This is a genomic window from Streptomyces sp. NPDC058469 (genome assembly GCF_042721125.1).
In the GTDB taxonomy this organism is placed as follows: domain Bacteria; phylum Actinomycetota; class Actinomycetes; order Streptomycetales; family Streptomycetaceae; genus Streptomyces.
Genome location: NZ_JBHXME010000012.1, coordinates 51,728 through 69,285, shown reverse-complemented (window position 1 = coordinate 69,285; position 17,558 = coordinate 51,728). Strand labels below are relative to the sequence as shown.

At 69.7% G+C, this 17,558-nt stretch carries 17 protein-coding genes; 3 read left to right on the top strand and 14 right to left on the bottom strand.

Translation table 11 applies throughout. The features are described from left to right. Positions 1–33: 33 nt before the first annotated feature. The 10 genes from ACFWP5_RS09415 to ACFWP5_RS09370 all read right to left on the bottom strand — a co-directional run bounded on the left by ACFWP5_RS09415 (position 34) and on the right by ACFWP5_RS09370 (position 10,124). Positions 34–909, bottom strand: a complete 876-nt coding sequence (locus tag ACFWP5_RS09415; RefSeq protein WP_384152781.1) for a carbohydrate ABC transporter permease — start codon at positions 907–909, stop codon at positions 34–36. Beyond that, positions 906–1,862 carry a carbohydrate ABC transporter permease gene (locus ACFWP5_RS09410; RefSeq protein ID WP_384152778.1) on the bottom strand — a complete coding sequence of 319 codons (957 nt, stop codon included), beginning with the start codon at positions 1,860–1,862 and terminating at the stop codon, positions 906–908. Before ACFWP5_RS09410 ends, ACFWP5_RS09415 begins: the two co-directional genes overlap by 4 nt. Positions 1,863–1,866: 4 nt before the next feature. Beyond that, on the bottom strand, positions 1,867–3,213 hold the full coding sequence (locus ACFWP5_RS09405; protein WP_384152775.1) for an ABC transporter substrate-binding protein: 1,347 nt from the start codon (positions 3,211–3,213) through the stop codon (positions 1,867–1,869). A gap of 110 nt (positions 3,214–3,323) precedes the next feature. Further along, positions 3,324–4,322: a LacI family DNA-binding transcriptional regulator gene (locus ACFWP5_RS09400; RefSeq protein WP_199810970.1), complete on the bottom strand. Its 999-nt coding sequence runs from the start codon at positions 4,320–4,322 to the stop codon at positions 3,324–3,326. Between the two features lie 92 nt (positions 4,323–4,414). Then, complete coding sequence (locus tag ACFWP5_RS09395; RefSeq protein WP_384152771.1) at positions 4,415–5,110, bottom strand: GntR family transcriptional regulator; 696 nt, start codon at positions 5,108–5,110, stop codon at positions 4,415–4,417. A 50-nt stretch (positions 5,111–5,160) separates the two neighbouring features. After that, positions 5,161–6,162: a proline racemase family protein gene (locus ACFWP5_RS09390; RefSeq protein ID WP_384152768.1), complete on the bottom strand. Its 1,002-nt coding sequence runs from the start codon at positions 6,160–6,162 to the stop codon at positions 5,161–5,163. A gap of 51 nt (positions 6,163–6,213) precedes the next feature. Next, positions 6,214–7,110 (bottom strand): dihydrodipicolinate synthase family protein, encoded by an 897-nt coding sequence (locus ACFWP5_RS09385; protein ID WP_384152765.1) that lies wholly within the window; start codon positions 7,108–7,110, stop codon positions 6,214–6,216. A 101-nt stretch (positions 7,111–7,211) separates the two neighbouring features. Then, positions 7,212–8,678 (bottom strand): FAD-dependent oxidoreductase, encoded by a 1,467-nt coding sequence (locus ACFWP5_RS09380; protein WP_384152762.1) that lies wholly within the window; start codon positions 8,676–8,678, stop codon positions 7,212–7,214. Further along, entirely contained in the window at positions 8,671–8,973 is a 303-nt protein-coding gene (locus ACFWP5_RS09375) for a (2Fe-2S)-binding protein (RefSeq protein ID WP_384152760.1), read from the bottom strand. Before ACFWP5_RS09375 ends, ACFWP5_RS09380 begins: the two co-directional genes overlap by 8 nt. Then, complete coding sequence (locus tag ACFWP5_RS09370) at positions 8,970–10,124, bottom strand: NAD(P)/FAD-dependent oxidoreductase (RefSeq protein WP_384152757.1); 1,155 nt, start codon at positions 10,122–10,124, stop codon at positions 8,970–8,972. Before ACFWP5_RS09370 ends, ACFWP5_RS09375 begins: the two co-directional genes overlap by 4 nt. A 95-nt stretch (positions 10,125–10,219) precedes the next feature. Between ACFWP5_RS09370 and ACFWP5_RS09365 the strand changes: the two genes are divergently transcribed. Next, on the top strand, positions 10,220–11,632 hold the full coding sequence (locus ACFWP5_RS09365) for an aminopeptidase P family protein (protein WP_384152754.1): 1,413 nt from the start codon (positions 10,220–10,222) through the stop codon (positions 11,630–11,632). A gap of 85 nt (positions 11,633–11,717) precedes the next feature. Here the strand turns inward: ACFWP5_RS09365 and ACFWP5_RS09360 are convergent, their stop codons facing one another. The 4 genes from ACFWP5_RS09360 to ACFWP5_RS09345 all read right to left on the bottom strand — a co-directional run bounded on the left by ACFWP5_RS09360 (position 11,718) and on the right by ACFWP5_RS09345 (position 15,896). Then, positions 11,718–12,533, bottom strand: coding sequence for an ABC transporter permease (locus ACFWP5_RS09360; RefSeq protein WP_384152751.1), 816 nt, complete (start codon positions 12,531–12,533; stop codon positions 11,718–11,720). 57 nt (positions 12,534–12,590) lie between these two features. Then, a complete protein-coding gene (locus ACFWP5_RS09355) occupies positions 12,591–13,490 on the bottom strand; it encodes an ABC transporter permease (protein ID WP_384152748.1) in 900 nt (299 codons plus the stop codon). A gap of 7 nt (positions 13,491–13,497) precedes the next feature. Beyond that, positions 13,498–14,646 carry an ABC transporter substrate-binding protein gene (locus tag ACFWP5_RS09350; protein WP_384152877.1) on the bottom strand — a complete coding sequence of 383 codons (1,149 nt, stop codon included), beginning with the start codon at positions 14,644–14,646 and terminating at the stop codon, positions 13,498–13,500. Between the two features lie 212 nt (positions 14,647–14,858). Beyond that, on the bottom strand, positions 14,859–15,896 hold the full coding sequence (locus tag ACFWP5_RS09345; protein ID WP_384152745.1) for an ABC transporter ATP-binding protein: 1,038 nt from the start codon (positions 15,894–15,896) through the stop codon (positions 14,859–14,861). A 131-nt stretch (positions 15,897–16,027) separates the two neighbouring features. On the opposite strand from ACFWP5_RS09345, the gene ACFWP5_RS09340 reads away from it, so the two are divergent. Continuing rightward, a complete protein-coding gene (locus ACFWP5_RS09340) occupies positions 16,028–16,753 on the top strand; it encodes a FadR/GntR family transcriptional regulator (RefSeq protein ID WP_384152874.1) in 726 nt (241 codons plus the stop codon). Positions 16,754–16,793: 40 nt separating this feature from the next. Then, a complete protein-coding gene (locus ACFWP5_RS09335; protein ID WP_384152743.1) occupies positions 16,794–17,555 on the top strand; it encodes a cache domain-containing protein in 762 nt (253 codons plus the stop codon). Positions 17,556–17,558 lie beyond the last annotated feature (3 nt).

Genomic DNA, 17,558 nt, shown 5'->3' with positions numbered 1-17,558 from the left:
GCCTTTCTGTCGGGGGCGTCGAAGGGGGCGGTGTCAGCCCTTCGTGCTGCCCGCGCTGATCCCGGCGATGATGTGCCGCTGGAAGACCAGGAACATCGCGACCATGGGGATGCTCGCGATCACCATCGCGGCGATGAGCACGGTCAGTTGGATGTTCTGGGACAGCTGGACGAGTGCCACGCTGATCGGCTGTTTGTCGGTGTCGGAGAAGACCATCAGCGGCCACAGGAAGTCCTGCCAGACGGCGACGAGCGCGAAGATCGACACGACGCCGAGCACGGGCCGGGACATGGGCAGGACGATGGACCACAGGATGCGGAGTTTCCCGGCGCCGTCGATCTCGGCGGCCTCCATGACGTCGCGCGGGAGCTGGTCGAAGAACCGCTTGAGGAGATACAGGTTGAAGGCGTTGGCGACGGCGGGAAGCCAGATGCCGAGGGGGCTGTTGAGCAGGCTGGTGTGGATCAGCGGGAGATCGGCGACGGTCAGGTACTTCGGTACGACCAGTGCCTGCGCCGGGACCATCAGCGTCGCCAGGATGCCGCCGAGGACCAACTTGCCGAAGGCGGGCTTCAGTTTGGACAGGGCGTAGGCGGCGGCCGTGCAGAGGACCAGTTGGAACGCCCAGGCTCCGGCGGCCTGGACGACCGTGTTCCACAGGTGCTCCGGGAGCTGCATCAGGTCCCAGGCGTCGGTGTAGCCGCTGAGGTGCCAGTGCGTGGGGATGATCGTGGGCGGGGTCTGCGCGATCTCGTCCGGCGACTTCATCGCGCCGGTGACCATCCAGTAGACGGGGAAGAGGAAGGCGAGCGCGAAGAGCACGACGACGCCGGTGAACACCGTCCAGTAGACGGCCCTTCCGCGCGGCCGGGCGAGGGTCGCCGGGGAGAGCAGCGTGCGGGTGGTCACAGGTCGTCCTCTCCGGAGCGGGTCAGCCGCAGATAGGCGGCGGAGAAGACACCGAGCAGCACGAGGAGCATCACGCTGAGCGCACAGGCGCCGCCGAAGTCGTTGTAGAGGAAGGCGTATTTGTAGATCAGGTAGAGGACGGTGACGGTGGCGCTCTCCGGGCCGCCCCCGGTGATGACGAACGGTTCGGTGAACACCTGCATCGTGGCGATGATCTGAAGGAGCATCAGCATCAGGATGACGAACCGGGTCTGAGGGATCGTCACATACCGGACGCGTTGCAGCAGGCTCGCGCCATCCAGTTCGGCGGCCTCGTACAGCTCGCCGGGGATGGACTGGAGCGCGGCCAGGTAGATCAGGACGGTGCCGCCCAGGTTGGCCCAAGTGGCCACGATCACCAGGGAGATGAGGGCGGTGTCGGTGCCGTTGGACCAGTTCGAGGTGGGCAGGTGCAGGAAGCGCAGCGTCTCGTTCGCGAGGCCCGCTCCCGGGTCGTAGAACCACTTCCACAGCAGGGCGGTGACCACCGGCGGGATCATCACCGGGAGGTAGACGACGACCCTGAAGAAGGCCTTCCAGTGCCTCAACTCGTTGAGGACCAGGGCGAGTACGAACGGGACTGCGAAGCCGATGAGCAGGGCCAGCAGGGTGAAGACGAGGGTGTTGCGCCAGGCCGCGGTGAACTCGGGGTCGTGCCAGACGCGGGTGAAGTTGGCGGTGCCGACCCACTCGGGCGAGGAGCCGGGCGTGTACTTCTGGAAGGCGATCACGACCGCGCGGATCGCCGGGTACCAGGAGAACAGGGCGAAGCAGATCAGGCCGCCGATGAGGAAGGCGTAGGCGCGGGCCTGGTCGAGGAGGCGGCGCCGCCCCCGGCCCCCTGCGGGGGGCGGCGCCTGGACCTGTCGTACCGCCGTCGTGTCGACGGGACTCCGGGTGGCCGTCCGGGTCATCGGGTCAGCCCCGGGCCAGGATGCCGTCGATCTTTCCGGAGGCGTCCTTGAGGAGTTGGTCGATGTTCGCGTCCTTCTTGGTGAGGACGGCGGAGACGGCCGAGTCGAGGACGGAGTAGATCTGCTGGGCGTCCGGCGGCTCGATCTTCATCTGGAGGGACTGGTTGCCGTCGAGGAAGGCCTGGTAGTTCTGCACCGGGACGTTGGCGTTCGCCTTCTTGACCTGCTGGTCCTTGGCGTCGGCGGCGCCGGTGAACAGCCGCGGTTCGGGCAGTCCGACGGGCGCGTTGGCCTTCTTGGCGCGGGCGTAGTCGCCGAGGAAGCCGCTGCCGGGGGTGAGGAACATGCTGTCGAGCCACTTGAGGCCGGCGCGGATCTGGGCGGGCGTGTCGTGCTTGTTGAACATGTAGCCGTCGCCGCCGATGAGCGTGCCCTGGCCGCCGGGCATCGGGCCGAGGGCGAGGTCGTCGTAGTTGCCGCCCTTCTCCTTGACCAGGATCGGGATGTTGTCCGGCGCGGAGAGGTACATGCCGAGCTTGCCCGAACCCATCAGCTGCTGCACGTCGTTGATGACCAGGAGCTGCTTGCTGCCCATCGAGTTGTCACTCCAGCGCATGTCGTGCAGGTTCTGCAGGACGGCGTGGCCCTGGGGCGTGTCGATGGTGGCCTTCTTGCCGTCGGCGCTGACGACGTCGCCGCCTTGTGAGTACATCTCGGCGGTGAAGTGCCAACCTCCTTGGTTCTGGGCGCTGTAGTCGGCGTAGCCGATGGTGCCGTTGCCGAGCGCGGCTATCTTCTTGGCGTCGGCCTGGACCTCGGCCCAGGTCGTCGGCGCCTTGTCTGGGTCGAGGCCGGCCTGCTGGAAGAGCTTGCGGTTGTAGATCAGGCCCATCGAGTAGCCGGTGCGTGGGATGCCGTAGATCTTGCCGTCGACGGTGTAGATGTCACGCAGCTGCTTCTGCAGCGTGTCGTAACTCTTCAACTCCTTGATGTACGGCGTGAGATCGGCGGCCTGGTTGATGTCGACGACGTGCTTGGCGTCGGTGAAGTACGTGTAGAACACGTCCTCCATCTGGCCGCCGGCGAGTTTGGCGTCGAAGGTCTTCGGGTCCTGGCAGGGGAACGCGTCATGGGTGACGACGTCGATGTCGGTGTTCTTCTTCTCGAAGGACGCGACGTCGGAATCGAAGAACTTGCGGTCGACCTTGGCGCTCTTGGGCGGCTCGCAGTTGACCGTGATGCGCGTCTTGCCGCTCGCCGAGTCGTCGCCGGACCCGCAGGCGGAGGCAGTGAGCGCGAGAGAACAGACGCCGATCGCGGCGAAGGTGCGGCGGAACCCGGTGCTTCTCATCGGTGGACCCCTCTGGGCAGGAGCGGTGGGCGCCGCACACTCAAGCACCGCCGACATCCGTCCGCAAGATGTCGCGCAGAATCTGTAATTATTCGACAGCGCGGCGCCGCTCAGCCGCGCGGGGCTTGCGCGGTGGAACCGCGCACCACCAGTTCCGGTTCGAAAAGCAGCTCTTCGGCCGGTACGGCGGTGCCGCCGACCTGTGAGTTCAGCAGCTCCACGGCGGCCCGGCCCATGGCCTCGATGGGCTGGCGGACGGTGGTCAGCGGGGGCTCGGTGCAGTTCATGAAGGCGGAGTCGTCGTAACCCACGACAGAAATTTGTGACGGGACGTCAAGTCCCTTGCGGCGGGCGGCCCTTATCGCGCCCAGGGCGAGGGGGTCGCTGGCGCAGATGATGCCGGTGACGCCCCGGTCGATCAGTCGGGAGGCCGCGGCGTGGCCGCCCTCGATGGAGAAGATGGCCCGGGCGACGAACTCGTCGGGCAGGTCCGCGGCGAGGGCCCGCGCGGCGGCCAACTTCCTTGCCGACGGCATGTGGTCGGCGGGGCCGAGGACGAGCCCGATGCGCTCGTGGCCGAGGGAGGCGAGGTGCCGCCAGGCCTGCTCGACGGCGACCGCGTCGTCGCAGGACACGGCGGGGAAGCCGAGGTGGTCGATGGCCGCGTTGACCAGGACGACCGGGATGTTGCGCTCGGCGAGCAACCGGTAGTGGTCGTGCGGCGCGTCGGCCTGTGCGTAGAGCCCGCCGGCGAACACGACGCCGGAGACCTGCTGTTGCAGCAGCAAGGTCACGTAGTCGGCCTCGGAGACGCCGCCCTTGGTCTGGGTGCACAGCACGGGGGTCAGGCCGAGTTGGGCGAGCGCGCCGCCGATCACCTCGGCGAAGGCGGGGAAGATGGGGTTCTGCAGCTCGGGCAGCACCAGACCCACGAGCCGCGCGCGCTCACCGCGCAACTGTGTGGGCCGCTCGTAGCCGAGAACGTCCAGGGCCGACAGCACCGCCTGCCGGGTGGGCTCGGAGACTCCGGGTTTGCCGTTGAGCACCCGGCTGACCGTGGCCTCGCTGACCCCGACCTTCTTCGCCACCTCAGCAAGTCGTCGCGTCATGTGCGCAAGAATAGCGCAAGATACGCAAGTGGTTTGCGTTACGGGGTGGTCGGATGAAGTCGTTCACGACTCCGCGCGGCTCCCGGTGCCGGTCAGTCGTGGGCGGCCCAGAGCCCGCGGACGTGCCCCAGGTGCCGGGTCATGATCTCACGCACGGCCCGCTTGTCGCGGCCCAACAGCGCGTCGAGGAGCTCCAGATGCTCCTGGGCGGAGGCCAGCAGACGTCCCGCCTCGACGAGGGCCGTCAGCCCGTAGAGGCGGGAACGCCCCCGCAGATCACCGACGACCTCGACGAGGTGGGCGTTGCCCGCAAGAGCGAGCAGTCCGAGATGGAAGCGGGTGTCGGCCTCGACATACGCGATGAGGTCACCGGCCACGGCCGCGCCGACGATCTCCCGGGCGGCCGGACGCAGCGCCTCCAGCGAGACGGGGTCGGCCCTCTCGGCCAGCCCCACCACCGTGGGGATCTCGATCAGCGCGCGGATGTGGGTGTACTCGTCGAGTTGCCTCTCGGAGACCGCGGTGACCCGGAACCCCTTGTTCGGGACGGTGTCGACCAGCCCCTCCTTGGCCAGATCCAGCATGGCCTCGCGCACCGGGGTCGCCGAGACACCGAAGCGGGCGGCGAGCGTCGGCGCGGAGTACACCTCGCCCGGCCGCAGCTCCCCCGCGATCATGGCGGCCCGCAGGGCGTCGACGACCCGCTCGCGATAGCTGCTCTTCTTGCCGCCCAGCGTGGGCAGATCCGGAGCGGTGGTTGGCGGGGCGCTGGCTCGCTGGACGGCCATCGAATCTCCTAGTGGTGCAATGTCACGCGTGACCGGCCATTATCCCCGGTCTAGAGGATGAATCCGCCCGGGAACGGGTCGGTGGGATCGAGCAGGTACTGGGCGGTGCCGGTGATCCAGGCACGGCCGGTGAAACTGGGCAGGACGGCGGGGACACCGGCGACCTCGGTGGTGTCGAGGAGCCGCCCGGTGAACTGGGTGCCGATGAAGGACTCGTTCACGAACTCGGTGTGCAGCGGGAGTTCACCGCGCGCGTGGAGCTGCGCCATGCGCGCGCTGGTGCCCGTGCCGCAGGGTGAGCGGTCGAACCAGCCCGGGTGGATCGCCATCGCGTGCCGGGAGTGCCGGGCGGTGGCGCCGGGCGCGTACAGGTGGACGTGATGGCAGCCGCGAATGGAGGCGTCCTCGGGGTGGACGGGCTCGTCCTGGGCGTTGATCGCCTCCATGAGGGACAGGCCCGCCTTGATGATGTCGTCCTTGCGGGACCGGTCGAAGGGCAGCTCGAACTGGTCCAGCGGCAGGATGGCGTAGAAATTGCCGCCGTACGCCATGTCGTATGTCACCGTCCGCCCGTCGGCCAGTGTGATCTTGCGGTCCAGGCCGACGGAGAACGACGGGACGTTCTTGAGGGTGACGTTCTTCGCGGCGCCGTTCTCGACGGCGACTTCGGCGACGACGAGTCCGGCGGGGGTGTCGAGCCGGATCGTGGTGACCGGCTCGACGACCTCGACCATGCCCGTCTCGACGAGCACGGTGGCCACGCCGATCGTGCCGTGCCCGCACATCGGCAGATAGCCGGAGACCTCGATGTAGACGACGCCCCAGTCGCAGTCGGGGCGGGTGGGCGGCTGGAGGAGGGCGCCGCTCATCGCGGAGTGGCCGCGCGGCTCGTTCATCAGGAACTGCCGGATGTGGTCACGGTGTTCGCGGAAGTACAGCCGCCGCTCGTTCATGGTCGCGCCGGGGATCGTGCCGATGCCGCCGGTGATCACGCGGGTGGGCATACCCTCGGTGTGCGAGTCGACGGCGTGCAGGACGAGTTTGCTGCGCATGACGCTCCTGATGAATCGAGACCGGCCGCTGCGAGGTCGATACGAGGTTGCTTACGCGAGCCCGGCCGCTACCGCCTTCTCGGTGGCGGCACGCACGGCGGCCTCCTGCTCGGCCAGCAGCGGGACGCGCGGCGGACGCACCGGGCCACCGTGCCGGCCGACGATGTCCATGGACAGCTTGATGGCCTGCACGAACTCGACCTTGGAGTCCCAGCGCAGCAGCGGGTGCAGCTGCTCGTACAGCTTCTTCGCCGTGGCCAGGTCGCCGCCGACGGCCGCGTGGTACAGCTCGACGGACGCGGCGGGCAGCGCGTTCGGGTAACCGGCCACCCAGCCCTTGGCACCCGCGAGCGCCAGCTCCAGCAGGACGTCGTCGGCGCCGATCAACAGGTCCAGTTCCGGGGCGAGTTCGGCGAGCTGGTAGGCGCGGCGGACATCGCCGGAGAACTCCTTGACGGCGTGGATGTACCCCTCGCCATGCAGCTTGGCGAGCAGCTCCGGCACCAGGTCGACCTTGGTGTCGATGGGGTTGTTGTACGCCACGATCGGCACACCCGCCTTCGCGACCTCCGCGTAGTGCGCGAGGACCGAACGCTCGTCGGCGCGGTACGCGTTGGGCGGCAGCAGCATCACGGAGGCGCAGCCGGCGTCGCGCGCCTGCTCGGCCCAGCGGCGGGACTCGGCCGAGCCGTAGGCGGCGACACCGGGCATCACGCGCGCGCCGCCGATCGCGGCGACGGCCGTCTCGACGACCTTGGCGCGCTCCTCGGAGGTGAGCACCTGGTACTCGCCGAGCGAGCCGTTCGGTACGACCCCGTCGCAGCCGTTGCCGACCAGCCAGGAGCAGTGCTCGGCGAACTTGTCGTGGTCGACGGCCAGTTCATCGGTCAGCGGGAGCGCGGTGGCGACGAGGACGCCGCGCCAGGGACGGTTCGCGGTGGTGGTCATGTGGAGTCCCATCTCAATAGGGCGTGACATTTTACTGATGAACAGGGCATACGGTCGGTCGCGATCGGTCGGTCGGACAGCACGTCAGGTGCGGTGGTCGGTCAGTCGGCCTGCGCCCCGCCCTCGTCCTCTGGCTCTGCCTCTCCGGCACGGGCCAGCACCCCGAGCGGTACGGGCCGCGCGAACGGGCGCCGGGACGGCGTGAACGCGCACCCGGCCAACCCCGCGACAGCGGGCCCGCACATCCGCCCCTGGCACCAGCCCATCCCGGCCCGTGTCAGCAGCTTCACGGTGCGTACGTCACCGGCGCCGAGTCCGTCCACGGCTTCGCGGATCGCTCCCCCGGTGACCTCCTCGCAGCGGCAGACCACGGTGTCGTCGGTGACGAGGTCGATCCAACGGGCGGGCGGTGCGTACACGGTGTCGAGTGCGGTGAAGAACTCCCGTAGTCCCGTACGGGACTTGGTGGCCCGCGCCCACGTGCGCGGGTCGGGTTCGGTGCCGTTCAGGCGTGCTGCGGCGGAGCGTCCCGCGATGTGGCCCTCGGCGAGGGAGAGGGCCGCGCCGCCGATGCCGGTGGTCTCGCCGGCCGCCCAGACGCCGGGGACGTTGGTGCGCTGTTCGTCGTCGACCTGGACGTCGATTCCGTCGAGCCGGCAGCCGAGGGTCTCCGCGAGGTCGGTGTACGGGAGCATGCCGTGGCCGACGGCGAGGGTGTCGCAGGCGATCCGGCGTTCGGTGCCGGGCCGGACGCGCCCGCCGGTGTCGAGCGCGGCGACGGTCACCGCCTCCAGCCGCTCGTCGCCGTGCGCTTCCACAACGGTGTGCCGGGTGAGCAACTTGACACGGTGGCGCAGGAGTTGGGACGCGTACTGGGCGCCCTCGACCATCTTGCCGGGCTGCGCGGCAAGCGCGCGGGTCCGCCGTACGAACGCCTTGGGGTCGGCGGACTCGACGAGCGCGGCCACGGCAACACCGGCTGCCGCGAGGCCGGTTGCCACGGGGAGGAGGAGCGGGCCGGTACCTGCGACCACGGCGGTGCGTCCGGAGACGGCGAGGGTGCCCTTGAGCATGGCCTGGGCGCCGCCCGCGGTGAGGACTCCGGGGAGGGTCCAGCCGGGGAACGGGAGGACCTTCTCGTAGCCGCCGGTGGCGAGGAGAACGGCGTCGGCGCGCACCTCGACCGGGGCCTCCTGTTCGGGACCGAGGAGGGCGTGCACCGTGAAGGCGTCGCCCGCGTGGCTTCGGTCGGCCCTACCGGCGGCCTGCTGGGTCAACCGCCGCTCCACAAACCACACATGATGGTCCGTCAAGTGCCCTACGCGGCCTGCCTTTACATGTCCTTCGAGTGCGTCCCGCAGCCGCTCCCACGTCCGCCACTGGTGGTGCAGGGCCTGCGGGCGACCGACGTTCAGTTCGGCGGCGGGCTGTCGGTAGAACTGGCCGCCCGCCCGCGCCGCCGAATCGATCAGGGTGACGCGGACGCCGTGGGCCGCGGCGGCGATGGTGGCGGCGAGTCCCGCAGGGCCCGCGCCGATCACGGCGAGGTGCGGTCGGTCGTCAGTCATCGTGGCCCGTCCCCTCCTGCGTACGGATGGCGTCTCCCGGGTGCAATGGCACCAGGCAAGCCCGTTGGTTCGGACGGTCGTTGACGGTGACGAGGCAGTCGTAGCAGACGCCGATCCCGCAGAAGACGCCGCGTGGCCGGCCCTCGCCCCGGGTGGTGCGCCAGGACGTCACGCCCGCCGCCCACAGTGCTGCGGCGACGGTCTGGCCGGGGAGGGCCTCGATCGCGCGGCCGTCGAGAGTGACCGTGAAGGCCGGGCCCGGGTGGGCCCCGGCGAGGTCCAGTGGGGAGTTCACGCGTCCTCCTCCTCGGGGAAGCGGTCGGGCCGGAAGGGGGCCGGGTCGAGGTCCGGGGTCTTGTCGCCCAGCAGTTGGGCGATCAAGTGCCCTGTGCCGGTGGCGAGTCCGATGCCCGCGCCCTCGTGTCCGCAGGCGTGGACGAGGCCGGGGACTCGGAGGTCGGGGCCGATGGCGGGCAGGTGGTCCGGCATGTACGGGCGGAAGCCCAGGTAGGAGCGCATCGCGTGGACGTCGGACAGGAACGGGAACAGTTTCGTCGCACCCGCCGCCAGCGCCCGGACGACCGGCAGCGAGAACTCCCGGTCGAAGCCGACGCGTTCGCGGCTCGCGCCGATCAGGATCGGCCCCGCGGCCGTGCCCTCGACGACCGGTGAGGTCTGCAGGGCCGCCGAGTCGCTGGCCACGTCGGCCACGTAGTCGGCGGCGTACACCTTGTGGCGGACCAGGCGCGGCAGCGGTTCGGTGACGAGGACGAAGCCGCGGCGCGGGAGGACAGGGAGGGTGACTCCGGCGAGGGCGGCGAGTTCGCCGCCCCAGGTGCCGGCGGCGTTGACGACCGTGGGGGCGAGGATGTCGCCCCGGTCCGTGCGGACGCCGTCGACCGTGCCATCCGTCTTGAGGAGTACGTCCGTCACCGTACGGCCGGTGAGCAGGCGGGCGCCCGAGGCCCGGACGAGGTGGGCGGCGGCCAGGGCGGGCATCACCTGGCAGTCCTGGGGGTAGTGCACGCCGCCCGGGAGGCCGGGGGCGAGGTGGGGTTCGAGGTCGTAGAGGGCGTCCCCGTCGACCGGCTCGGCGACGACACCGGCGGTGCGCTGCTCATCCGCGAATCGCTCCAGCGCGGCGAGCCCGTCCGGCGTGGAGGCCACGACGAGGCCGCCCTTCGCCTCGTACTCGACGAACTCCCCCAGTTCCTGGGCGAGTTGGGCCCACAGGCGGCCGGAGAGGAGAGCGAGGTCGAGTTCCGGACCCGGCTCCTTGTCGGAGACGAGCAGGTTGCCCTCGCCGGCGCCGGTCGTGCCGCCGGAGACCGGTCCGCGGTCCACGATGATGACGTCGCGGCCCGCCCGAGCCGCGTAGAAGGCGCAGGCCGCGCCCACCATTCCGGCTCCGACGACCACGACATCGCAGGTCAGTCGCTTGCTCACAGCAGTACTATGTCACATGTCTCTCTAGCTGGGTATGTCCCCACGCGCATGTCACCACACACGGAAAATGTCACCACACGGAAGAGGTGCCCGACGTGGCCAAGGGCCGAAAGAACGGGCTGTACCGAGGAATCTCCGACGAGCTGTCCGCCCTGATGCGGACCGGTTGGGCCGACACCGAGCGCACGGATCTGGAGCCGACCGAGCAGGCGCCGCACGCGGCGCGTCGCCGGGCCGCGCTGTCCGCGCTCTTCCCGGGCGAGCGCCTGGTCGTACCGTCCGGGAACCTCCTGATCCGCTCGAACGACAGCCACCACCCGTTCCGCCCGTACTCCGGCTATGTGCATCTCACCGGCGACCAGGCACGCGACGGTGCCCTGGTCCTGGAGCCCCGCCCCGACGGCGGTCACGACGCGCACTGCTACCAGCTCCCCCGCGACAGCCGGGACAGCGACGAGTTCTGGACGGGCTACACCGCCGAGCTGTGGATGGGCCGCCGCCGCTCGCTCGCCGAGTCGGCGCTGGTGCTCGGGCTGCCGTGCCGTGACATCCGGACGATCGCCGATGACCTCGCCAAGACCTCCGGGACACCCACCCGCATCGTCCGCGGCGTCTCCCCGGCCCTGGACGCGGCGCTCGACACCGACGAGGACCGCGACGACGAGTTCGAGTCGGCCGTCTTTGGACTGCGGCTGGTCAAGGACGAGTGGGAGATCGGCGAGATGCGCCGGGCCGTCGACTCCACGGTGCGCGGATTCACCGATGTCGTACGGGAGTTGTCGCAGGCGGTCGCCACCTCGGAGCGCTGGATCGAGGGCACGTTCTTCCGCCGGGCGCGTGTCGAGGGCAACCACGTCGGCTACGGCTCGATCTGCGCCGCCGGTGAGCACGCCACGATCATGCACTGGACCGACAACGACGGCCCGGTCCGTCCCGGCGAGCTCCTCTTGCTCGACGCGGGAGTTGAGACGCACAGCCTCTACACCGCCGACGTCACCCGCACCCTCCCGATCAACGGCACGTTCTCCCCGGTCCAACGCAAGGTCTACGACGCGGTGTTCGAGGCCCAGGAGGCCGGCATGGCAGCGGTGAAGCCGGGTGCGCGCTACCGGGACTTCCACGAGGCGGCCCAACGGTCGCTGGCCGAGCGGCTGGTGGAGTGGGGCTTCATCGAGGGGCCGGCCGAGCGGGCGTACGAGCTGTCGTTGCAGCGGCGGTTCACGATGGCGGGCACCGGGCACATGCTCGGGCTCGACGTCCACGACTGCGCCCAGGCACGCAACGAGGAGTACGTGGACGGGGTTCTCGAACCCGGCATGGTGCTCACCGTCGAGCCGGGCCTGTACTTCCAGCCCGACGATCTGACGGTGCCGGAGGAGTGGAGGGGCATCGGCGTCCGGATCGAGGACGATCTGCTGGTGACGGCGGACGGTTACGAGAACCTGTCGGCGGGGTTGCCGCGTTCGGCCGACGAAGTCGAGGCGTGGATGCGGGAGTTCGCGGGCTGAGCGCGTCGTCTGGTCACCCCGGCGCGCGGGGTGACCAGACGTCAGCCTCGGATGGATGGCACCCGGGTACCGAGGTGACCGGTCGTCAGACGCGGCTGGCGGTGGCCGTGTCGGCGGACAGTCGCTGGGCGACGTAGATCGGGAGCACGGAGAGCAGGACGAGCACTGCGGCCACCACGTTGACCACGGGCGCCTGTTGGGGCCGGGTCATGTTGTTGAAGATCCAGATCGGCAGGGTCTCGATGCCGGGCCCGGCGGTGAACGTGGTCACCACGATCTCGTCGAAGGACAACGCGAACGCGAGCAGTCCGCCCGCGAGGAGCGCCGAGCGCACCAGCGGGAAGGTGACGTCGACGAAGGCGCGGAAGGTGTCGGCGCCCAGGTCCATCGCGGCTTCCTCGTACGACCCGGAGGTGCGCCTGAGGCGGGCCACGACGTTGTTGAAGACGACGACGATGCAGAAGGTGGCGTGCCCGACGATCACCGTGAACAGGCCGAGGCCCACGCCGAGGGGCTCAAGTACCGTACTGAACGCCGAGTTGAGGGCGATGCCCGTGACGATGCCGGGCAGCGCGATCGGCAGCACGACCACGAAGGAGATGGCGTCGCGGCCGAAGAAGCGGTGCCGGGCGACCGCGAAGGCGATCAGCGTGCCGAGCACGAGGGCGATGGCGGTGGCGCCGAGACCGGCCTTCACGGAGACCCAAAGGGCCGCGCGGGCGCCCGAGTTCTGCCAGGCGACCGACCACCAGTGCAGGGTCAGGGTGGACGGCGGCCAGCTCGCGCTGCGGTCCGGGTTGAGGGAGTTGACGAGGACGAGCAGGAGCGGGACGTAGATCACCGCGAAGCCGAACCCGGCGGCCACGCGCAGGGCGATACGCGCGGAACGGGAGAGCTGCATGACATGTCACCCCCTTCGGAGGCTGTCGAGAGTGTTCTGAAGGGTTTCGAGAGTCTTCTACAGGCTGCTGAGCGCACCCGTGCGGCGCATCGCGAGCAGGTACACCACGATGACGACGACGGGGACGGTGCCGAGAGCGGCGGCCATGGGCAGGTTGAGTTCGATGTTGGAGTAGACGAGGTTGCCGATCAGCTGGGTCTTGCCGCCGACGATCTGCACGGTGATGTAGTCGCCGAGGCTGAGCGAGAAGGTGAAGATGGACCCGGCGGCGACGGACGGCAGCACCATCGGCAGTACGACCGACCGGAAGGTCCGCCCGGCCCGTGCGCCCAAGTCCGCTGACGCGTCAAGGAGGTTGGCGGGCAGCTGCTCCAGCGCGGTGTGGATCGGCAGGACCATGTAGGGCAGCCAGAGGTACGTCAGGGTGAGGACGGTGGCGGGGAGTCCGAACCCCGGTCCGCTCAGCCCGAACGGCTTCAACATCCAGTCGGCCAGGCCGCCTTGGGACAGGATGAGCCGCCACGCGTACACCTTGACCAGGTAACTGGCCCACAACGGGGTGAGGATGGCGACCACCAGCAGCGGACGCCACTTGGCCTTGGCGACGCGGGCCGTGTAGAAGGCGAGCGGGAACGCGATCACGGCGCACAGGACCGTGACGGCGAGTGCGACGCCGATGCTGCGCAGGATGACCTGCCGGTACACGGGCACCGTGAACAGCTCGTGGAAGTTGTCGGTCGACCAGACCTTCACGACTTCGGAGGTGAAGGAGTCCGTCGTCCAGAACGCGGAGACGAACAGCACGCTCAGGGAGCCGAGATACAGCACGGCGAGCCACAGGAGCGGTGCGGTGAGCAGCAGGGAGAGCCGCAGCCGGGGTCGGCGGTGCAGCATCCCGGCGAGCCGCCGGACGGGGCCCGGGGCGGGGCGTCCGGCGGCCTGCGCGGTGACGGTCATGTCGGTGTCAGCCCTTGATCTCGGTCCAGGCCTGCACCCACTTGGCGTACGGCACGCACTTGACGTCCGTACGGCCGTCGAGGCACTGCTCGATGGGCGTGTTCCAGAAGGCGATGTTCTTCCAGTACGCGGTGTCGGCCGCGTGGTACGTGGTGCAGAAGCTCTTGTCGCTGGTCTCGGCGCACGCCTTGGAGTTGGCGGGGGCCTCGCCGAAGTACTCGGCGACCTGGGCGTTGACCTTCGGGGAGACGATCCAGTTCAGCCACTGGTAGGCGCAGTTGGGGTGCTTCGCCTTGGCGGAGATCATCCAGGTGTCGGACCAGCCGGTCGAACCCTCCTTGGGCACGAAGGCCTTCACCTTGGCGCCCTCGCCGGCGGTGAGGTTGGCGATGACCTGCCAGGTGGTGCCGACCACGGAGTCACCGCTCTTGAAGGCGGAGATCTCCTTGAGGTAGTCGCTCCAGTACTCGCCGATGTCCGCGTTCTGCTTCTTCAGCAGGGCGACGGCCGCGTCGAACTGCTTCTGGTCGAGCGCGTAGGGGTCCTTGATCTTCAACTCGGGCTTGGTGGCCTTGAGATAGAGGGCCGCGTCGGCGATGTAGATCGGCGAGTCGTACGCCGTGACATGGCCCTTGTACTTCGAGGCGCCGTCGAAGACCGCGGCCCAGGAGGTCGGCGCGGGCGTGACCTTCTGGGTGTTGTACATCAGCAGGTTGGCACCGCGGCCGTGCGGGATGCCGTAGGCCTTGCCCTTGACCGAGTTCCAGGCCTGGAGCTTCAAGTCCGGGAAGATGTCCTTGTAGTTGGGGACCAGGTTCGTGTTGACGGGAGCCGCGTCGCCGGAGGCTATGAGGCGCAGGGAGGCGTCGCCGGAGGCGGAGACGGCGTCGTACTCGCCGGTCTTCATCAGCTTGACCATCTCGTCGGAGCTGGCGGCGACCTTGGAGTTGACCTTGCAGCCCGTCTGCTTCTCGAAGTCGCTGACCCAGTTCACCTTGGGGTCGTTGGATCCGTCCTCGACATAGCCGGCCCAGGCGATCAGGTTGACCTCGCCCTCGCTCTTGCCGAGCTTCGACTGGGCTTTGAGATCAGGGGGGTTGAGGCCGCCGCCCGACGAACCGCTGTCGGAGGAGCCGCAGGCGGTGGCGGCGAGCAGGACGGCGGCACAGGCAACGAGAGCCGCAGGCGCGCGCCGGCGTCGAGAGTGTGGGGGGTTCCCCCTCTGGGGGAGCGCGGAGGCCCGAAGGGCTGAGCACGGTCGTGCTCTCGACGCTGGCTGGAGCGCCCCGGAGGTGAACGAAAAGAAGGAGGCCTGGAGGGTTCGGGTGAGACGCACGGCGTTCTCCATGGGTGAAGGTGCGAGCGGGGTCAGCGGGGGTCGGGAACGTGCACCGTGTGGCGCCGGTGCCATTGCAGTCGCACCCGGCTGCCGCGGTAGGCGGCGACGTCCTCGGCGGAGGTCTCCAGGTTCTGCTGGAGTGCGGTGAGCCGACCGCCGGCGTCGAGGTCGACGAGGAAGCGGGTCGCGTCGCCGAGGTAGACGACCTCGGCGACGGTGCCGGCCGCGGTCTCGTGGTCCGGGTCTTCGGGCTCGGCGGAGTCCTTGAGGACGCGGATCTTCTCGGGCCGGATGCTGTAGGTGCCCGGGGTGCCGACGACCCGTTGGGCGGACTCGCCCTCCAGCAGATTGGAGGTGCCGACGAAGGACGCGACGAAGGACGTCGCGGGACGTTCGTAGACCTCGGCGGGGGTGCCGATCTGTTCGATGCGGCCCTCGTTGAAGACGGCGATGCGGTCGCTCATCGTCAGGGCCTCCTCCTGGTCGTGGGTGACGAAGACGAAGGTGATGCCCACCTCCCGCTGGAGCGCCTTGAGTTCGACCTGCATCTGCTCGCGCAGCTTGAGGTCGAGGGCGCCGAGCGGTTCGTCGAGCAGCAGCACCCTGGGGCGGCCGACGAGGGCGCGGGCGAGCGCGACGCGCTGGCGCTGGCCGCCGGAGAGCTGGGCGGGGCGGCGGTTGCCGTAGCCCTCAAGTCGTACCTCTGTGAGGGCCTTTCGGGCGCGGACGAGCCGTTCGGACTTGGGGACCTTGCGGACCTTGAGGCCGTAGGCGACGTTCTCCTCGACCGTCATGTGCGGGAAGAGGGCGTAGTCCTGGAAGACGGTGTGGACGTCCCGCTCGAAGGGGGCGAGGCCGGTGACGTCCTGGCCGGCGAGTTCGATGGTGCCCCCGGTGGGGCTCTCGAAGCCGGCGATCATGCGGAGCACGGTCGTCTTGCCCGAGCCGGACGGGCCGAGCATCGAGAAGAACTCGCCGTCCCTGATCTCCAGGTCGACGCCGGCCACGGCGGTCGTTTCCCCGAACGATTTCCGCAGATCCCGCAGCCGGATCGCAATCCCCTCCATGGGCGGGAACCTTTCTGGTGCTCTGTAACGTTGCACGGAAACATATGAAGTCATAGTTCAAATCTCAAGACCCCCTTAGGGTAAAGCTTGAGTCAACGTGCAAGGTGGTGGCCGTGAACCAGCAGCAGCACATGAACGGCGGCGCCCGAAAAGCCGTCTTCGCCCCGGTCGACAACCGGGCGCGGGTCGACGCCGTCGTCAGCAGGCTCGGGGACGCCATCGAACTCGGACTGCTCGCCGACGGTGAGCAGCTGCCGGGCGAGAGCGAGCTCGCCGGGCAGCTCGGGGTGTCCACGGTGACCCTGCGGGAGGCCCTGATGGCGCTGCGCCAGCAGGGGCTGGTGACCACCCGCCGGGGGCGCGGCGGCGGCAGCTTCGTGTCGCTGCCCGAAGTCCCCGGCGAGGAGCGGCTGCGGGTCCGGCTGCGCGGCTGGAGCACCGAGGAGCTGCGCGACCTCGGCGACCACTGGGCGGCCCTGTCCGGCACCGCGGCCCGGCTCGCCGCACAGCGCACCGAACCCGAGGACCTGGTCCAACTCCGGCGGACGGCCGAGGAGTTGGCGCACGCCGAGAGCGCCGCGGCGCGCGGCCGAGTGTACGGGCGCTTCCACGTCGAGCTCGCCGCCGCCGCGCAGTCCGCCCGACTCACCCGCGAACAGGTCGCGTTGCAGACCGAGATCGGCGCGCTGCTGTGTCTCGTGCTCGGAAATGACGAATATCGTGAAGAAGCCGCAGCCCGTCACCGCTCCGTAATCTCGGCCGTGCAAGATGGGGCCCACGATTCGGCCAGGGAGCTGGCCGAGCGGTGCGTGCAGGAATCGACGGCGCGGCTCATCGCCGAGCGGCTGGCCCTGTAGCCCGTCACCGCGACCGCTCCCCGTCTGCTGGAGGGCACGCATGAGCCTCGCGACGGCAACGCCGCCCACGGCACCCGAGCAGTCCGTCGCGGCCGGGGTCCGCTCGGCGCTGGAGTCCGTGTTCGACGCCGTGGCCACCACCCGCGCCGACACGACGGCGCTGCTCGCCAAGGTGGCCGCACAGGCCCGCCGCCCGGCGACTGTGGACCTCGCCGCACTGCGCCCGGGCCTCCATCTCCGGCTCGCCCGGCACGAGTTGGTGTCCGGCGTCGGCTTCGTCGCCGCGCCGGGCCTGCTGAGTGACGTACCGGCGTGGCTGGAGTGGTGGCAGTCCACCTCCGACGGCGGCATACGGCCGCTGCTGCTCGACCTCGATCCCGAGCACTCGGCGTACGCCGACTACACGCACTGGGACTGGTTCGCGCTGCCCCGCGACACCGGGGAGCGGGCGGTCGCCGGGCCGTACGTCGACTACCTCTGCTCGGACGAGTACAGCCTCACGCTGTCCGCGCCGGTCGAGGTGGAGGGTCGGTTCGCCGGGGTGGCCGCGGCGGACGTGTATCTACGGCACTTCGAGGCGGCCGTGATGCCGATGCTGCACCGGTTGCCGGGACCGGCCCGGCTGGTGAACGCGCGCGGCCGGGTCGCCGCGTCCACCGACCCCGGGCACCTGGTCGGTTCGCTCAGCAAGGGACCGGACTTCGCCGAGGCGCTCGCGGCGGGCCGGGCCGGGTTCGCGCAGGGGGCGCGGCTGGTGCCGTGCGACGGGGTGCCGTTGGTGCTGGTCGTCGCGGAGCGGTGACCG